At 68.8% G+C, this 16357-nt stretch carries 13 protein-coding genes and 2 pseudogenes; 11 read left to right on the top strand and 4 right to left on the bottom strand.

Annotated features, from left to right (window positions below; translation table 11 throughout):
* The first annotated feature begins 102 nt into the window (after positions 1–102).
* Positions 103–1674 carry a PucR family transcriptional regulator gene (locus OG972_RS12180; RefSeq protein ID WP_266980946.1) on the top strand — a complete coding sequence of 524 codons (1572 nt, stop codon included), beginning with the start codon at positions 103–105 and terminating at the stop codon, positions 1672–1674.
* Between the two features lie 194 nt (positions 1675–1868).
* Positions 1869–3314, top strand: coding sequence for an aldehyde dehydrogenase family protein (locus OG972_RS12175; protein WP_266980944.1), 1446 nt, complete (start codon positions 1869–1871; stop codon positions 3312–3314).
* Positions 3315–3482: 168 nt separating this feature from the next.
* Here OG972_RS12175 and OG972_RS12170 read toward each other — a convergent pair whose 3' ends face one another.
* Together OG972_RS12170 and OG972_RS12165 are read right to left on the bottom strand one after the other, a co-directional pair.
* Entirely contained in the window at positions 3483–3692 is a 210-nt protein-coding gene (locus OG972_RS12170; RefSeq protein WP_266990433.1) for a hypothetical protein, read from the bottom strand.
* Between the two features lie 46 nt (positions 3693–3738).
* The gene (locus tag OG972_RS12165) at positions 3739–3963 is read right to left on the bottom strand and encodes a hypothetical protein (RefSeq protein ID WP_266980942.1); all 225 of its coding nucleotides are present in this window, start codon (positions 3961–3963) and stop codon (positions 3739–3741) included.
* Positions 3964–4370: 407 nt separating this feature from the next.
* On the opposite strand from OG972_RS12165, the gene OG972_RS12160 reads away from it, so the two are divergent.
* Positions 4371–4661 carry a hypothetical protein gene (locus OG972_RS12160; RefSeq protein ID WP_266980940.1) on the top strand — a complete coding sequence of 97 codons (291 nt, stop codon included), beginning with the start codon at positions 4371–4373 and terminating at the stop codon, positions 4659–4661.
* Between the two features lie 33 nt (positions 4662–4694).
* On the opposite strand, the pseudogene OG972_RS12155 reads toward OG972_RS12160, so the two are convergent.
* Positions 4695–5009 (bottom strand): annotated as a pseudogene (locus tag OG972_RS12155) (glycosyltransferase); the annotation flags it as partial.
* A gap of 259 nt (positions 5010–5268) precedes the next feature.
* On the opposite strand from OG972_RS12155, the gene OG972_RS12150 reads away from it, so the two are divergent.
* The 3 genes and pseudogenes from OG972_RS12150 to OG972_RS12140 all read left to right on the top strand — a co-directional run.
* Complete coding sequence (locus OG972_RS12150; protein WP_266980939.1) at positions 5269–5592, top strand: hypothetical protein; 324 nt, start codon at positions 5269–5271, stop codon at positions 5590–5592.
* Positions 5593–6078: 486 nt separating this feature from the next.
* Entirely contained in the window at positions 6079–6993 is a 915-nt protein-coding gene (locus OG972_RS12145; protein WP_266980937.1) for a class I SAM-dependent methyltransferase, read from the top strand.
* Positions 6994–7006: 13 nt separating this feature from the next.
* Positions 7007–7331: pseudogene (locus tag OG972_RS12140) on the top strand (IS5/IS1182 family transposase); the annotation flags it as partial.
* Between the two features lie 15 nt (positions 7332–7346).
* Here OG972_RS12140 and OG972_RS12135 read toward each other — a convergent pair.
* Positions 7347–7547, bottom strand: coding sequence for a hypothetical protein (locus tag OG972_RS12135; protein ID WP_266980935.1), 201 nt, complete (start codon positions 7545–7547; stop codon positions 7347–7349).
* Positions 7548–7941: 394 nt separating this feature from the next.
* On the opposite strand from OG972_RS12135, the gene OG972_RS12130 reads away from it, so the two are divergent.
* From OG972_RS12130 to OG972_RS12110, 5 genes are all read left to right on the top strand, one after another.
* Positions 7942–9888, top strand: coding sequence for an acyl-CoA dehydrogenase family protein (locus OG972_RS12130; RefSeq protein ID WP_266980933.1), 1947 nt, complete (start codon positions 7942–7944; stop codon positions 9886–9888).
* Positions 9889–9987: 99 nt separating this feature from the next.
* Complete coding sequence (gene aroA / locus OG972_RS12125) at positions 9988–11235, top strand: 3-phosphoshikimate 1-carboxyvinyltransferase (protein WP_266980931.1); 1248 nt, start codon at positions 9988–9990, stop codon at positions 11233–11235.
* A gap of 575 nt (positions 11236–11810) precedes the next feature.
* Positions 11811–12548 (top strand): hypothetical protein, encoded by a 738-nt coding sequence (locus OG972_RS12120; RefSeq protein WP_266980929.1) that lies wholly within the window; start codon positions 11811–11813, stop codon positions 12546–12548.
* Between the two features lie 1169 nt (positions 12549–13717).
* On the top strand, positions 13718–14980 hold the full coding sequence (dxr, locus tag OG972_RS12115; protein ID WP_266990431.1) for a 1-deoxy-D-xylulose-5-phosphate reductoisomerase: 1263 nt from the start codon (positions 13718–13720) through the stop codon (positions 14978–14980).
* A complete protein-coding gene (locus tag OG972_RS12110) occupies positions 14977–16287 on the top strand; it encodes an RIP metalloprotease (RefSeq protein ID WP_266980927.1) in 1311 nt (436 codons plus the stop codon). The genes dxr and OG972_RS12110 overlap by 4 nt, the downstream gene beginning before the upstream one ends.
* Positions 16288–16357: the final 70 nt, after the last annotated feature.

Raw genomic sequence — 16357 nt, 5'->3', positions numbered from 1 at the left:
ATCTCTGGGAACAGTGACGGCGGACCCTGCCGCCCTGGCAGAATCGGGAGGAGCCGTTCGTACGGGACGGCGAAATCGACTCCTGAAGGTCCCGCGGTCTCCATGCCCCCCACACTCGCCTCGCTCGTCCAGCACTCGGCGCTCAAACTCACGGTGCGTGCGGGGGCGGACCGGCTCGACCAGCCCGTGCGCTGGGCGCATGCCAGCGAGCTCGCCGACCCCGTCCCTTACATGGAGGGTGGAGAACTCCTTCTCGTCACCGCCACCAACCTCGACGCGGAGAACCCCGAAGCGATGCGGCGGTACGTGCGACGGCTGGCCGACGCCGGAGTCGTCGGGCTGGGCTTCGCCGTGGGTGTCAACTACGACGACGTACCCCAGCCGCTCATCGACGCCGGGGAGGAGGCCGGGCTGCCGATCCTGGAAGTGCCGCGCCGCACCCCGTTCCTCGCCATCGCCAAGGCCGTTTCGTCGGAGATCGCCGCCGACCAGTACCGGGCGGTGACAGCGGGGTTCGAGGCCCAGCGGGATCTGACCAGGGCCGCACTCGCAGGGGACGGACCCGCCGAACTCCTCACCCGGCTCGCCGCGCAGGTCGACGGCTGGGCCGCGCTGTACGACGCCTCCGGTGCTGTCGTGGCCGTCGCCCCCGACTGGGCCGCCCGGCGTGCCGCCCGGCTCACTCCCGACGTGGAGCGCCTGCGAGAGCGCCCTGCTCCGGCGAGCGTGGTCGTCGGCGGCACCGACGACCGGGTCGAGCTCCAGACCTTGGGCACCGGCCGCAGGGCCCGGGGCGCCCTGGCCGTGGGCACCGGTTCGGCTCTCGGTACCGCCGAGCGGTACGCCGTGCACTCGGCCGTCGCCCTGCTGACCCTCACCACCGCCCGCTCGCGCTCCCTCCAGGGCGCTGAGCAGCGGCTCGGCGCGGCGGTGCTGCGGATGCTCCTGGCCGGCCAGCCGGATCACGCGCGAGCCGTTGCCGGGGACCTGTACGGAGGGCTGCTCGATGCTCCTTTCCGGCTGCTGATCGCGGAGGCGACCGAGCCGTCGACACCGGCGCTGCTCGGTGAGGCGATGGAGGCGGCGGCCTCCCGGGCCGGCGAGACGCTGTTGACGGTTCCCGAGGGCGAGCGGCTCGTCGTCCTCGCCGCGGACGGTGGTGCGGCTGTCGCCGCGTGCACGGCATATGCGGAGGCACAGGACGAGCGGACCCCACGCGACCAGAAGACGTCCGAGGAGGGGGAAGTGGTGGTCGGGCTGTCCGCACCGGCGGGTCCGATCGCCGTCTCCGCCGCATACAAGCAGGCCGAACAGGCACTCTCGGTCGCCCGTCGCCGGGGCAGGGCCCTCGTCGAGCACGAAGAGCTGGCGGCCGGCTCGGTTCTGCCACTGCTCGCGGACGACGCGGTACGGGCCTTCGCGGACGGCATGCTCCGCGCCCTGTACGAGCACGACGCGAAGGGGCGCGGAGACCTGGTCGCCTCGCTGCGGGCCTGGCTCTCCCACCACGGACAGTGGGACGCGGCCGCAGCCGACCTGGGCGTGCACCGCCACACCCTGCGCTACCGAATGCGGCGCGTGGAGGAGATCCTCGGCCGCTCCCTGGACGATCCGGATGTCCGGATGGAACTGTGGCTGGCGCTGAAGGCCACCGGCTCCCCGTCGACGCCGTGACACGGAGCCCGGCCGCCGCCTGAGGAGGCCCTGCGCGCCGGACGGTTGCGGCAAACCGTTCTGACGGGCGCGGTCATCCGACAATCCGGCGCATGCCTGCCGCCCTTCGCTCCATGGCGGACAAGCGTCAGGTCGACGGCCCGGCCCTACGGTGGGGGCAAGACACCCCACGACTCCGAAGGGCCGGAACCTCCATGACTTCCACCCACGCCTTCTGGCTCGCCGGCCGCCAGGCCACCGGCGAGGACAGCTTCGACGTCACCAACCCCTGGGACGGCCGCCTCGTCGGTACGGTCAGCGTGCCGACCGACGCGCAGATCGAGGAGGCCGTCGCCGCCGCGCACGCCGTGCGCGAGGAGTTCGCCGCGACGCCCGCCCACGTCCGCGCCGCCGCCCTCGACCACGTCGTACGGCGTCTCGTGGAGCGCACCGAGGAGATCGCCCAGCTGATCTCCGCCGAGAACGGCAAGCCCATCAAGTGGGCGCGCGGCGAGGTCGGCCGCGCCGTCTCCGTGTTCCGGTTCGCCTCCGAGGAGGCCCGTCGCTTCAACGGCGGCGACGCCCAGCGCCTCGACACCGACGCCGGTGGCACCGGCCGTCTCGGGCTGACCCGGCGCTTCCCGCGCGGCACGGTCCTCGGTATCGCGCCCTTCAACTTCCCGCTGAACCTGAGCGCGCACAAGGTCGCCCCGGCCATTGCCGTCGGAGCCCCGATCATCCTGAAGCCCGCCCCGGCCACCCCGATCTCGTCGCTGATCCTCGGCGAGCTGCTGGCCGAGACCGACCTCCCGGCCGGTTCATGGTCCGTGCTCACGGTGCCCAACGACCGGATGCCCGCCCTCGTCCAGGACGAGCGCCTGCCCGTGATCTCCTTCACGGGTTCCGGCCCGGTCGGCTACTCCATCCTGGAGTCGGTGCCGCGCAAGCACTGCACCCTGGAGCTGGGCGGCAACGGTGCGGCGGTCGTCCTCGGCGACTACGCCTCCGACGAGGACCTGGACTGGGCCGCGAGCCGGATCGCGACCTTCTCCAACTACCAGGGCGGCCAGTCCTGCATCTCGGTGCAGCGCGTCATCGCGGACGCCTCGGTCTACGACCGGCTCGTCCCGAAGATCGTCGCGGCCGTCGAGGCCCAGGTCACCGGCGACCCGTCCGACGCTGCCACCGACGTCGGCCCGCTCGTCAGCGAGGACGCCGCCAAGCGCGTCGAGTCCTGGGTGGACGAGGCTGTGCAGGCAGGCGCCCAGCTGCTCACCGGCGGCAAGCGGGACGGTGCCACCTACGCGCCGACCGTCCTCACGGAACTGCCGGACGGCGTCAAGCTCTCCTGCGAGGAGGTCTTCGGACCGGTCCTGTCCGTACAGAAGGTGGACGGCGAGGCCGAGGCCTTCGCGTCCGTCAACTCCTCGAAGTACGGCCTGCAGGCAGGTGTGTTCACCCACGATCTGCAGACCGCGTTCCGTGCGCACCGGGCCCTTGAGGTCGGCGGCGTGATCATCGGCGACGTCCCCTCCTACCGCGCGGACCAGATGCCGTACGGCGGAGCCAAGCAGTCCGGCGTCGGCCGTGAGGGTGTCCGCTACGCGATGGACGACTACACCTACGAGCGCGTGCTGGTCCTCACCGGCCTCGCCCTCTAGTCCGCAGAGACCGGATCGAACCGATCCGACAGAGCCGCCTGTAATCCGCCTGGACAGCACGACAGCAGGCGGCAGACGAACGGCCGGAGCCCACTGTGCGGGGGCTCCGGCCGTTCCTGCGAATCTGCACCCCCTGACCTGCGAAGACCGCCGGATCTTGGCTGGTTCCTATGCCGCTTCGTACCGATGGGCCGGGCCGCCGCGCCATTCGATCCAGTGCGGGTCGTCGAGGCAATGCTCGGCGTCATAGATCCCGGCCCGCCGGAGGAATTCGACGAGGTCGCGGTCGTCGTGGGCGAGTCCGGCGATCTCTCCGTTGATGGTGACCGCCCGGCCGCCGGACGGTGCGGAGCGATGCACGACTATCGGGGCGCTCATCATGCATCCAGGGTGTGCCCGCGCGGCTGCTCGTGCGCGCCGCGCATCACGCAGTTTCGTATCTGTGCGCTGCGGCTCCCTGCCATCGGACCACGGCTGGGTTGTCGAGGATCCGTTTCGGGTCTTTCAGTCCGGCGTCGGCGAGGAACACGATGAGGTCGTGATCGCTGTGAGCGAGTCCGAGCCGTTCGTCACGATTGTTGATGTGCACGATCACGGGGCGGGCACCGGACGGGGTGGGTGGCTGGATGGTGATCGGTGGTGTTGCCATAACTCCCAGGGTGGCCCGGGGCGGCGGCGGGCGCATCCGGCCGGCCCAGGTGCGAAGGTCCTCGTCCGGGGTCAGGGTCGAGGTACGGGCGATGGCCCGGCTGCCCCGGCCCTGCCGATACTCCCCGGCTGGCGGTTGGACCGCCACCGACAGCCTGGGGGTCCTGGGAGGTACGCATGCCCGCCACCCTCTGCCCCCGGTGCGATCTCGTGTGGCCTGGCCATGAGCGAGGACGACGTCAGCTACGTTGTTGCCGCCCTCGCACGCGCTCTGGAGGGCACATGCGCATCCTGACCGTGTGCCTGCGCAACATCTGCCGCTCCCCGTACACCGCCAGCGTGCTCTCGCACCACGGCGGCGAGTCTGTGGAGGTTCGCCCGGCGGGCCTGCGCAACAAGTGAGCCGGCATGTCTGCGCACGAACGGATGCTCGGACTCGCTACTGCCCGTGGATACGACCTCACCGGCCACCGCGCCGTCCAGGTGGGCCCGGACCTGCTGGAGCGGGCGAACGTCATCCTGGCGATGGACCGGGCGGTCCTGACCGAACTGCGCGGCCAGATGGCCGCCGATGTACCCCCCAGGTTCGCCCTCTACCTCGGCGACCGGGACGTGCCTGATCCGTATGGAGGTGACGAGGTCGCGTTCGCCGCGTGTGCCGACATCATCGAAGCAGCAGCTCGGCAGCACCTTCCATGAGGCCGCCCGTAGCCGGAGCCCTATGCCCCGGCTGACCTCGGGCCGGACCGGGTTTCCGGTGACCACCGTTGAAGCGCGTACCGCTTCCGGCACGAGCGGCACAGTCGATTCGGAAGAGACTGCGACTCGAGTCGCCGCGCCGGCCAAGGTCTTATTGGCCAGGCTCAGCCGCACAGTCTGCTCGTGCACAACCAAAGGGATTCGGCACAGCCTCGTCGCAGCCACACCCACCGGGACCGCGACGTAGCCTCCCGTGGCCAGGACCACGTCGGGACGGAAGGCGTTGATCGCCCTGTGCGACTGGAGGACACCGATGGGGACGCGGCCCATGTCTGCCACGCTCGCCGGCGGTGCCTCGTCCTTCGGCGGCCCCGTCACCGCCGTCGGCGGCTCGGACGGCATGGTCGGCGACACGACGAACACCACGTCGAACGGCACCTCTGCGCCCCTCTGGCATCCAGCGGTCGCAACGGCAGTGGAAACGCGTCCCAGGTTGCCGGGACCTGGCATTGCCAGGCCCCGCCAGGTCCGACGACCATGTGGGCAACCCCGGAACGGGCGTCACGCGTGTTCCGGACCTCACCTGATCGGAAAGCGGAGCGGACTCATGGCATGGGTGGTGGGAGCGGGCATGCTCATGGGGCTGCTGGCGATCGCATCGGGGATCGTGACGCTCCGGACCGGGTGGATCCTGCCCATGGCGCGCCGCCACGCCACCAGGCCCCAGCTCCACGGCCTCGGCGCCCTGGCAACGGGCGCATGCCCACTTATACAGGGCCTCTTCTACTTCCGAATCCTGCCGAGCGCCTCCTGGGAAATCCGCTTCTTCGGCGGAAACGCCCTTTTACTCACTGGTCTCCTCCTCATTGCCGCCAGCCAGCTGCTGTCGCCCCGCCGAAGCCCGGACCGTACTGATCCGTCAGGCGTCTAAGGGGAGTTGGAAGCAATGGACGTTGTGGCAGGTGGCGGGACCACCGGCAGCTGATCGACGGGATTCTCCACCGATCGCGGACAGATGTGCAGTGACGCGACCTGCCGGAACGGTTTGACTCTTGGGAGAGCCTTGACGACCGTGTCGAGGCGCCTGTGTGACGGGTGTGGCACTTGCGGTGAGCTGGTTGTGCAGGGCTGCCGTGCTACGCGAGTACGGCGTTCGCCACGCGGCCACTCGAAGCCGAGATCAGCCGCGCTCCGATTCAGAAGAGGAACGTCGGCCCAACACTGTTCATCCGGAGTATGACGGCCGGGGAAATCCTCGAATCCATCGCCGGTTTTCGCCGACGGATCTCCGGCGCGCGACGTTACTATCGCGCATCGTCCATCCGACTGAGACCGCGAGGTACCCGTGGCGCCCCTCAGCAAGCTCTGCCTTCAGCTCGACGACGTTGAACTCCCGGACGCAATCCCTTACTCCCAGGTGAGCGCATGGGAATTGCGCTTTCTCTACCTGTTGGGACGCCATCGGCTGACTGGAGAGGGCAAGGTGATCGAGCTCGGGTCGGGCGGCGGTGGATCGACATACGCGCTCGCACTCGGTCTCAAGGAGAACCCGGACTTCGACAAGAAGACCAACAAGCTGCACGCGTACGACTTCTTCCGGGTCGGAAAGGGCACCTTCGCCTCCGAGAAATTCTTCTCGGCCGGGGCCGCGCCCGAGGACACCAACTCCTTTCTCGACGACTTCAAGGACAAGCTGAAACCGTTCATCGACTTCATCGAGCTGCACCCCGGCGACATCTGGCAGACCTCCGATCCCGAAGACCACAGCCCCATCGAGTTCCTGCATGTCGACATCGCCAAGACGGCGCGGGTCTTCCGCTGTGTGGCCGAGCGCTTCCTGCCCCGCCTGGAGCCAGGCTCCGTTGTGCTGCACCAGGACTTCGCCAGCCCCCGCCTGCCGTGGCTGCACTACAGCACCGGTCTGCTGCTGCCGTACATCGAGATTGCCGGGCCGCCCATCCGCTCCACACTGGCCTTCGAGGTGATCAAGCCGATCCCGCAGGACGTGCTGAGGGCCATCGCCGAGGACGCCTTCGACACCGACGAGAAGCTGAAGCTGATGTCGGCCGTCCAGGATGTCGTCGACCGGGACTACACCGACGGGATTCCGTTCAAGGCCGTGGTCGAACTCGCCAAGGCCTATGTCGCCCACTACGAGGGTGACCACCGTCGCGCCTGGAAGATAGCCAAGCCGCTGACCTCGAACGAATACCTGGCCCGGACCCGCAAGGACCACTTCGCCCAGCTGGAGAAGGCACTGAACGGGGCCGAGTCCAGCGGCGGATCCTCCGGTCTGGCCCGGCTGGTCAAGAAGGTGACGCGCAGGGCGTAGCCGCCGGGTGGTCCCGGAGGCGATCGACGTCCTGAATCGGATCCGAGTCACCCGACCCGGCGGCGGCCGCCTCCGTACCAGGTCGGCCCACGTCGGTGGCGACAAGACACACAATCCTCGAGCCGAAGGACCAGCGGGCCAACCGCAAACGCTGCGGCAGCAAGGGCGGCCGGCCCACTGGCTTCGACAGTGAGATCTACAAGCGCCGCAGCGAAGTGGAGCGGACGATCAACCGGCTCAAGAACCACCGGGCCGTCGCCGCTCGCCACGACAAACGCGCCTACGTATTCCACGGCACCGTCACCACAGCGGCGATCCGACTATGGCGCGGACAGTAACTCGCCGCAAATAACCTAGAGCCGCTTGAGGTTCCGGTCCAGGATCGCCCGGAGCCGGTCGACGTCCGCGGGGTCCTGGGCCCGGCCCGCCGGTGTCCGGCGGGCTCGCGCACGGAACGCCTCCTTGAAGTCCGCGGCCGTCGGCCGGTAGACGAACTTTACGGCCGTGCCGTGGTCTGTGTCCTGATGCGAGAAATCCCCGCCCATGGTGCCCATGGGCGGGGATCCTAGTTAATGGCCCAGGTCGGAGATTCTTCGGCAGTAGGCGGCAACTTTGTCGAGGATTTTCGTCGGCTGTCCCGTGGACGGGGCCTTGTACTCGATCTCCGGGGCGGCCTGGTTCATACCCCCGCAGAAGCTGTTCCCCTCTGTGCGGAGGCTCCGGCCGTTCCTGCTTCTCCCTCGACCCGGGCCGATCGCAGTTCGCCCGCTGAACGTGCCACTGGAGTGGCTCTCCACCTGATCGGCGTCCGGGGGCTGGTGAGGCAGGCAGGAATCGGGTACATACGGACGAGTAGCACCGGTTGGTATGCCTCGGCAGGCGCGCATGCGCGCTCCGCGCGGACCGGCCGGGTCCGCCCACCCGACAACGCGGCGAGGTGAGCTCCTCATGTCCGCACCATCCGCTCCGAAGAACACGCCCAAGGTCACAGAGCGTGAAGCGCGTCAAGTGGCCGAAGCCGCACGCGAGCAGGACTGGCGCAAGCCCAGTTTCGCCAAGGAACTCTTCCTCGGCCGCTTCCGGCTGGACCTGATCCATCCGCATCCACTGCCGCCGGGCGACGACGTCCGGCGCGGCGAGGCGTTCCTCGCCCGGTTGCGCGACTTCTGCGAAACCAAGATCGACGGCGCTCTGATCGAGCGTGAGGCGAAGATCCCCGACGAGGTCATCAACGGCCTCAAGGAGCTCGGCGCCCTCGGGATGAAGATCGACCCGAAGTACGGTGGCCTGGGACTGACCCAGGTCTACTACAACAGGGCGCTCGCCCTGGTCGGCTCCGCCAACCCGGCGATCGGCGCGCTTCTCTCCGCCCACCAGTCCATCGGCGTACCGCAGCCGCTGAAGCTCTTCGGCAGTCAGGAGCAGAAGGACACGTTCCTTCCCCGGCTCGCCCGCACCGACATCTCGGCGTTTCTTCTCACCGAACCGGATGTCGGCTCCGACCCTGCCCGGCTCGCCACCTCGGCCGTGCCGGACGGTTCCGACTACATCCTCGACGGTGTGAAGCTGTGGACGACCAATGGTGTCGTCGCCGACCTGCTGGTCGTCATGGCCCGCGTCCCGAAGTCGGTCGGCCACAAGGGCGGCATCACCGCGTTCGTCGTCGAGGCGGACGCCCCGGGCATCACCGTGGAGAACCGCAATGCCTTCATGGGACTGCGCGGGCTCGAGAACGGTGTGACCCGCTTCCACCGCGTCCGGGTCCCGGCCGCCAACCGCATCGGCCCCGAGGGAGCCGGTCTCAAGATCGCCCTCACCACACTCAACACGGGCAGGCTGTCGCTCCCCGCCATGTGCGTCGGCGCGGGAAAGTGGTGCCTGAAGATCGCCCGCGAATGGTCGGCGGTCCGCGAACAATGGGGCAGGCCGGTTGCCCGGCACGAAGCCGTCGGTGCCAAGATCTCTTTCATCGCGGCCACCACGTTCGCCCTGGAAGCAGTTGTCGACCTCGCCTCGCAGATGGCGGACGAGGATCGCAACGACATCCGGATCGAGGCAGCCCTGGCCAAGCTGTACGGCTCCGAGATGGGCTGTCTCATGGCCGACGAACTGGTCCAGATCCGGGGCGGCCGGGGCTTCGAGACCGCCGACTCCCTCGCCGCCAGGGGCGAACGGGCCGTCCCCGCAGAACAGCTCCTTCGCGACCTGCGGATCAATCGGATCTTCGAGGGTTCGACAGAGATCATGCATCTGCTGATCGCCCGCGAGGCCGTCGACGCCCACCTGAAGGTCGCCGGAGATCTTATCGACCCCGACAAGCCCCTCTCGGCCAAGGCGAAGGCGGGAGCGAACGCCGCCGGCTTCTACGCCCGCTGGTTGCCCAAGCTTGTCACCGGACCAGGGCAACTGCCGCGCACCTACAACGAGTTCCATCCGCCCGGGCACCCGGACCTGTCCACCCATCTGCGCTACGTCGAACGCTCTGCCCGCAAACTGGCCCGCTCCACCTTCTACGCGATGTCGCGCTGGCAGGGGCGCATGGAGACCAAGCAGGGCTTTCTCGGCAGGATCGTCGACATCGGTGCCGAACTCTTCGCGATGAGCGCCGCCTGCGTCCGTGCCGAACTTCTGCGCACCACCGACGAGCACGGCCGGGAGGCCTACCAACTCGCCGACGCCTTCTGCCACCAGTCCCGCATTCGCGTCGAGGAACTCTTCACCCGTCTGTGGTCCAACACCGATCAGCTCGACCGGCGCGTGGTCGACGGCGTCCTGTCCGGGGCGTACCTCTGGTTGGAACAGGGTGTCGTCGACCCGAGCGGTGAGGGCCCCTGGATCGCCGACGCCGCCCCCGGCCCGGCAACCAAGGACAACGTCCACCGTCCCATCCGCTGACCGCCGGTCCATCGAGCCGACCGGTCGGGGCGGGCAGGGGGCGTCCACTCGCTGGACGCCCCCTGCCCGGCCGTGTGCCGCACGGCAGGATGGGGTCCCGTGGCCGTCATCGACATCCCCGGTTCCAAGTCCGTCACCGCACGCGCCCTGTTCCTGGCTGCTGCCGCGGACGGCATCACCACCCTCGTGCGCCCACTGCGCTCGGATGACACCGAGGGCTTTGCCGAGGGCCTTTCGTCCCTCGGTTACGAGGTCGCGCAGGAAGCGGACCGCTGGCACATCGGGGGCTGCCCGGCCGGACCCGCCACCACCGAGGCCGACATCTACTGTCGCGACGGCGCCACCACGGCCCGCTTCCTGCCGACCCTTGCCGCAGCCGCAGCCTCCGGCACGTACCGCTTCGACGCCTCTGCGCAGATGCGCCGCCGCCCACTTGCCCCGCTCACCGAAGCCCTGCGCACGCTCGGTGTCGAGCTGCATCATGAGGCTGCCGAAGGCCACCATCCGCTGCGGATCGTCGCCGCCGGGATCAAGGGAGGCGCACTCACCCTGGACGCGGGGCAGTCCTCCCAGTACCTCACCGCACTCCTGATGCTCGGGCCGCTGACTGCGGAAGGACTCCGGATCACCGTCACCGACCTGGTCTCTGCCCCGTACATCGAGATCACCCTTGCGATGATGCGCAGCTTCGGCGTCGAGGTGGCCCGCAGCGGCCACGACAACCATGTCTTCACCGTGCCGCCCGGCGGTTACCGGGCCACTACGTACGCCGTCGAACCCGACGCCTCCACGGCCAGCTACTTCTTCGCCGCCGCAGCCCTTACCGGGCACGAGGTCACCGTCCGCGGCCTCGGGACGGACGCACTCCAGGGCGACCTGCGGTTCGTCGACGTGCTGGGCCGCATGGGCGTCGATGTGCGCACCACTGCCGATTCCACCACCGTCCGATCCGGAGGCGAGCTCTCCGGCCTCACGGTAAATATGCGCGACATCTCCGACACCATGCCGACGCTGGCGGCGCTCGCCCCCTTCGCCTCGGGGCCCGTGCGCATCGAGGATGTCGGCAATACCCGGGTGAAGGAGTGCGACCGTCTGGAAGCCTGCGCGGAGAACCTCCGGCGCATGGGCATCACCGTCGAGACGGGACTCGACTGGATCGAGATCCACCCCGGCACACCCCGCCCCACCGAGATCGCCACCCACGGCGACCACCGCATCGTCATGTCGTTCGCCGTTGCCGGTCTGCGCGTTCCCGGCATCACCTACGACGACCCGGGCTGTGTACGGAAGACGTTCCCGCAGTTTCATGAGGCGTTCGCGGATTTCACGGATCTCACGAACCGTTAGGGTTCCTGGGCCCAGGCCGCCCGTGGGAGATTTCATGTGCACGCCGCCCACCACCCTCTGCCGCCAGCTCACCCGAAGCCGAATGCCGGAGTCCGGACGGGCAAGGATGCCGACGCATGGAGCGGCTGCCTCACCTGAAGCAGGGCTGAGCAGAAGCGCCTGTGTGCTCACCCCATGACGACATAGCCGCGCCGGGAGTCCTCGACGCCTGTGCATGGGGGCGCCGCCACCCGGATTGCCTGAACTACCGACTTCGACCCGGCGAGCGGAGCGCGATTGCGTGCGTACGTGAGTGATTCGCATGACCACAGCGTCATCGATCACCGGCCGCCGACGCCCCTGACGAAAGTAAGGAAAGGCCCTGACGAAAGATCACTGTCGGTGGCCGCAAAGGTCCGTGATGCTTCTGTGGTCGACGGAGTGAGCCCGGACCACGGGCATGCAGCACAATCGGGCGTCGAGCGAGAACTGATCCAGAACTGCAGAACCAAAGGGACATGAGGACCGGCAGCGAAATGGGGGCAGCGATGTTCGGTGTGCGGGATCAACGCGGGCGGCGTCGGGCGGTGGCCGTGATGATTGCGGTCGTTATGGCCCTGGGTGCGGGCGCGTGCAGTGACGAGGAGGCGTCGGGTGGGTCCGACGACTCGAAGAAGAAGGGCACGTCCTCTGCGGCAGCGCACGCGCCGAAGACGCTCACCGAGGCGCAGCTGAAGGCGGTCGCGTTCACCGAAGGCCAGGCCGTCGGTGAGTACACAGCTTCCCCCTACACACTCGACGGTCCGCTCAGCGATGCGTACACCGCAGATCCAGCCAGGTGTCAGCCGCTCGTCAGCCTTGCGGGTGAGGTCAGTGACTACGACCCGGCCGCACAGGTCCAGCGCAGAGTCGACATCCCCGACGAAATGCTCGGCATCACCATCGACGTCACCCTCCGGTCGTACACGAACGGCGACGCGGCCGACGTCATGAAGGCGCTCGGCAGGGCGGGCAAGGACTGCGCCGGAGGATTCACCGAAGAGCGGGCCATTGCACGCGCGAAGTATCTGAAGGTCGAGCCCGCCAAGGCTCCCGACTTCGCAGCCGAAGCCGAAGCCGAAGCCGAAGCCGAAGCCGAAGCCGACGGCGTGAAGGCGTACCGCTTCACCGTCCGCGATGTGAAGGAGAAATCGGAACTGTACGAGTACCTCACCGTCGTCCGTTCCGGCTCCACCACCCTCGCCTTCCGCGGCGAGACCACCAGCACCAAGGACATAGGCGGCATCCCGCAGGACGTCATGGCCGCCCAGTGGGCGAAGTTCCGCGCATCATGATCCCCGCACTCGCCCAGTTGATCCGGCACGCCCCCACTGTCGTCGTCCCGGCACTGCTGGACCGTCTCGAAACACAGCAGCGCGAGGAGCTCCTCGCCGGCCACACCACGACACCGGCCGTCGTCGAGTACGTACTCGACGGCGGAAGCACCGGCGACCGAGTCGCTCTGGCGCGCAACAAACAGACCGAACGAGGTGTACTGCTCAGGCTGTTGGAACACCAGGAGTACGAGGTGGACCGAGCGGTGTATGCCCACCGGCGCACCACCGGCATCATGCGTCGCGCCATCGCTCCCGCCGCGCATGTACCCGAGCTGGGCACCCGGGAGCTCATCTCGCTCTTGAGAGGCCATCAGCGCGTTCGCCATGCCCTGCGGATCCTGGACGCTCCGCACCGCCTCGACCTCGGTCTGCTGGTGGCCGAGCACCGGCGTGAGCCACTGCCCCCGGGCGCCGTCGAAGCGCTGATCCTGAGCGATGAGTGCCCGCGCGAGGTGGTGCTCGCGCTTCTCGACACCCGGGGGACTCGCTCGTACAGCCGCTGGTGGTACCGCCCGGCCGTGCGAGCGGTCAGGAGCGGCGCGATCACCCCCGCCGAACTGGTCCGACACCATGCCCCGCTCGACCGCACCCTGCTGCTGCCCGCCGTCGAGGTACGAGGAGGGCTGCGGTGGAACGACGCCGAGCGGGCTGCGGTGCAACGCGAGATCGACCGCGTCCTGTCCGTGCCCGACAGGGGACGCCGAGGCGCCGCCCGGACCCGTGGTCGCGACCTGGCACGCCTTGGAGGCCAAGCCCACCAGGTCAGGGGCGCCGCAGTCGCGGACCTCGCGCACATCGAGGGGTGGTCGCAAACGGCCCGGCGCAAGCAGGCTCTGGTCGCCGGCCTGCTCACCGGCGCCGACGTGATCCTCCACGGCGCCCCCGCGCTCCGGGCCCTGGACGAGAGCTGGTGGCTCGGTCACCAGGAACGCTTCGACCTGCCCGGAGCCGTCACAGCCGCCCATGCTCGCGCCACGGCGCTCACCCGCGCCGCCCTCGGCGAGGACGCCGACGCCTGGTGGGCCGCCGCCCAGAGGCTGCCGGAATTCACAGGAACACTTCCTGAGCTGCTCCTCCCGGAGGTCTCCGGGGACGCGCTGTCCGCCTGCCGGGCCGATGCGGCAACAATGGGGGGCATGAGCGACAGCCCAGCCCCCCTCGCCGACCCGCACCTCGTCTTCGACGCAGTGGAAGGACGCCGGGATCTCGTCATCCTCGGCTCCACCGGGTCCATCGGCACCCAGGCCATCGACCTGGTGTTGCGTAACCCCGATCGCTTCCGCGTCACCGCGCTCTCCGCCGCGGGCGGCCGGGTTGCCCTCCTGGCCGAGCAGGCCCGGCAGCTGAGGGTGCGCACCGTGGCCGTTGCCGCACCGGACGCGGTGCCGGCCCTGCGCGAGGCGCTGCGTGAGCAGTACGGGGCCGGGGAGCCGCTGCCCGAGATCCTGGCGGGGCCCGACGCCGCCACGCAGCTCGCCGGGAGCGACTGCCACACCGTGCTCAACGGAATCACCGGCTCGATCGGTCTGGCCCCCACGCTCGCCGCGCTGGAGGCGGGCCGCACGCTCGCCCTCGCGAATAAGGAATCGCTGATCGTGGGCGGGCCGCTGGTGAAGGCCCTGGCCAAGCCGGGCCAGATCATCCCGGTCGACTCCGAGCACGCCGCGCTCTTCCAGGCGCTCGCCGCCGGCACCCGGGCCGATGTCCGGAAGCTTGTCGTCACCGCATCCGGCGGCCCGTTCCGGGGACGGACGAAGAGCGAGCTGGCGAGCGTCACGCGTGAGCAGGCGCTCGCGCACCCCACCTGGGCCATGGGCCCGGTGATCACGATCAACTCCGCCACGCTGGTCAACAAGGGACTGGAGGTCATCGAGGCGCATCTCCTCTACGACATCCCGTTCGACCGGATCGAGGTCGTCGTCCACCCCCAGTCGTACGTTCACTCCATGGTGGAGTTCACCGACGGCTCCACCCTCGCCCAGGCCACCCCGCCGGACATGCGCGGACCGATCGCCATCGGCCTGGGCTGGCCGGAGCGCATCCCGGACGCGGCACCCGCTTTCGACTGGTCGAAGGCATCCAGCTGGGAGTTCTTCCCGCTCGACAACGACGCCTTCCCGTCCGTGGGCCTGGCCCGACACGTAGGAGCGCTCGGCGGCACGGCGCCGGCGGTGTTCAACGCCGCGAACGAGGAGTGCGTGGACGCTTTCCTGTCAGGACAGCTGCCGTTCAACGGAATCATGGATACGGTCACGGCGGTGGTGGCCGAACACGGCACCCCTCCCACGGGAACTTCACTCACGGTCGCAGACGTCCTGGAAGCGGAGAGCTGGGCACGGGCCCGGGCTCGGGAACTCTCGGCGAAAGCGACAGCGGAGGCGCGCGCATGAGTATTACGACGGTCCTGTTGACGATTCTGGGCATCGTCGTCTTCGCCATCGGCCTGCTGTTCTCGATCGCCTGGCACGAGCTGGGACACCTGTCGACCGCGAAGCTCTTCGGGATCCGCGTCCCGCAGTACATGGTCGGCTTCGGTCCGACCATCTGGTCGCGGAAGAAGGGCGACACGGAGTACGGGATCAAAGCGATCCCGGCCGGTGGCTACATCCGCATGATCGGCATGTTCCCGCCCGGTCCGGACGGACGGATCGAGGCGCGCTCCACCTCGCCGTGGCGAGGAATGATCGAGGACGCCCGAGAAGCTGCTTTCGAGGAACTCGAACCGGGTGACGAGAAGCGCCTCTTCTACACGCGCAAGCCATGGAAGCGCGTGATCGTCATGTTCGCCGGACCGTTCATGAACCTGGTCCTGGCCGTCGCGATCTTCCTCGGTGTGGCGATGACCTTCGGCTTCCAGACGCAGACCACCGAGGTCGCGGGCGTCCAGAAATGCGTGATCGCGCAGAGCGAGAAGCGGGACAGCTGCAAGAAGAGCGACCCGGTCTCGCCCGCGCAGGCCGCCGGACTGAAGAAGGGCGACAAGATCGTCGCCTTCGATGGTCAGAAGGTGGACGACTGGGCCACGCTCTCCGACCGCATCCGCGAAACCATCGGCCCCGCCACCCTCACAGTCCAGCGCGATGGCCAGGAGAAGACCCTCCACGCTGTGCTGCAGAAGAACTCGGTGGCCAAGAAGGACTCCAAGGGTGAGGTGATCCCCGGCAAGTACGTCCCGGCCGGGTATCTCGGCTTCGCAGCCCAGACCGAGATCGTTCCGCTCTCCTTCAACGACTCGGTCGTCCGCATGGGCGACATGATCGAGAACGGCGTCGACTCGATCATCGCCCTCCCCTCCAAGATCCCGGACCTGTGGAGCGCAGCCTTCGGTGACGGCGAGCGAGCGGCCGACTCCCCGGTCGGCGTCGTGGGCGCGGCCAGGATCGGCGGCGAGGTGATGACGCTGGACGTCCCGGCGACGAACCAGATCGCGATGATGCTGTTCCTGCTGGCAGGCTTCAACCTCTCGCTGTTCCTCTTCAACATGCTGCCCCTGCTGCCGCTCGACGGCGGGCACATTGCGGGAGCGCTCTGGGAGTCCCTGCGCCGCAATGTGGCGCGGGTCTTCAAGCGCCCCGACCCCGGCCCCTTCGACGTGGCCAAGCTGATGCCGGTCGCCTATGTCGTCGCCGGTGTCTTCATCTGCTTCACCCTGCTCGTCCTGGTGGCCGACATCGTCAATCCGGTCAAGATCTCCTGACGGGCCCGAGGTGAGGCCGGCCCGAGCACATGGGCCGGCCTGGAGCGTCGACCGGTCCGGCGCGCCCATG

Origin of the sequence: Streptomyces sp. NBC_01669, assembly GCF_026339735.1 — a bacterium.
Classification (GTDB): domain Bacteria; phylum Actinomycetota; class Actinomycetes; order Streptomycetales; family Streptomycetaceae; genus Streptomyces; species Streptomyces yanii.
Note: the sequence above shows the minus strand (reverse complement) of the source record. Positions and strands in the feature narration are given on the sequence as shown.

Excerpts from the sequence above, each read along its gene's own strand:
- OG972_RS12180 (WP_266980946.1), top strand. The coding sequence starts at position 103 with ATGCCCCCCACACTCGCCTCGCTCGTCCAGCACTCGGCGCTCAAACTC.
- OG972_RS12175 (WP_266980944.1), top strand. The coding sequence starts at position 1,869 with ATGACTTCCACCCACGCCTTCTGGCTCGCCGGCCGCCAGGCCACCGGC.
- OG972_RS12170 (WP_266990433.1), bottom strand. The coding sequence starts at position 3,692 with ATGAGCGCCCCGATAGTCGTGCATCGCTCCGCACCGTCCGGCGGCCGG.
- OG972_RS12165 (WP_266980942.1), bottom strand. The coding sequence starts at position 3,963 with ATGGCAACACCACCGATCACCATCCAGCCACCCACCCCGTCCGGTGCC.
- OG972_RS12160 (WP_266980940.1), top strand. The coding sequence starts at position 4,371 with ATGTCTGCGCACGAACGGATGCTCGGACTCGCTACTGCCCGTGGATAC.
- OG972_RS12150 (WP_266980939.1), top strand. The coding sequence starts at position 5,269 with ATGGCATGGGTGGTGGGAGCGGGCATGCTCATGGGGCTGCTGGCGATC.
- OG972_RS12135 (WP_266980935.1), bottom strand. The coding sequence starts at position 7,547 with ATGGGCACCATGGGCGGGGATTTCTCGCATCAGGACACAGACCACGGC.
- OG972_RS12130 (WP_266980933.1), top strand. The coding sequence starts at position 7,942 with ATGTCCGCACCATCCGCTCCGAAGAACACGCCCAAGGTCACAGAGCGT.
- OG972_RS12120 (WP_266980929.1), top strand. The coding sequence starts at position 11,811 with ATGATTGCGGTCGTTATGGCCCTGGGTGCGGGCGCGTGCAGTGACGAG.
- dxr (WP_266990431.1), top strand. The coding sequence starts at position 13,718 with ATGGGGGGCATGAGCGACAGCCCAGCCCCCCTCGCCGACCCGCACCTC.
- OG972_RS12110 (WP_266980927.1), top strand. The coding sequence starts at position 14,977 with ATGAGTATTACGACGGTCCTGTTGACGATTCTGGGCATCGTCGTCTTC.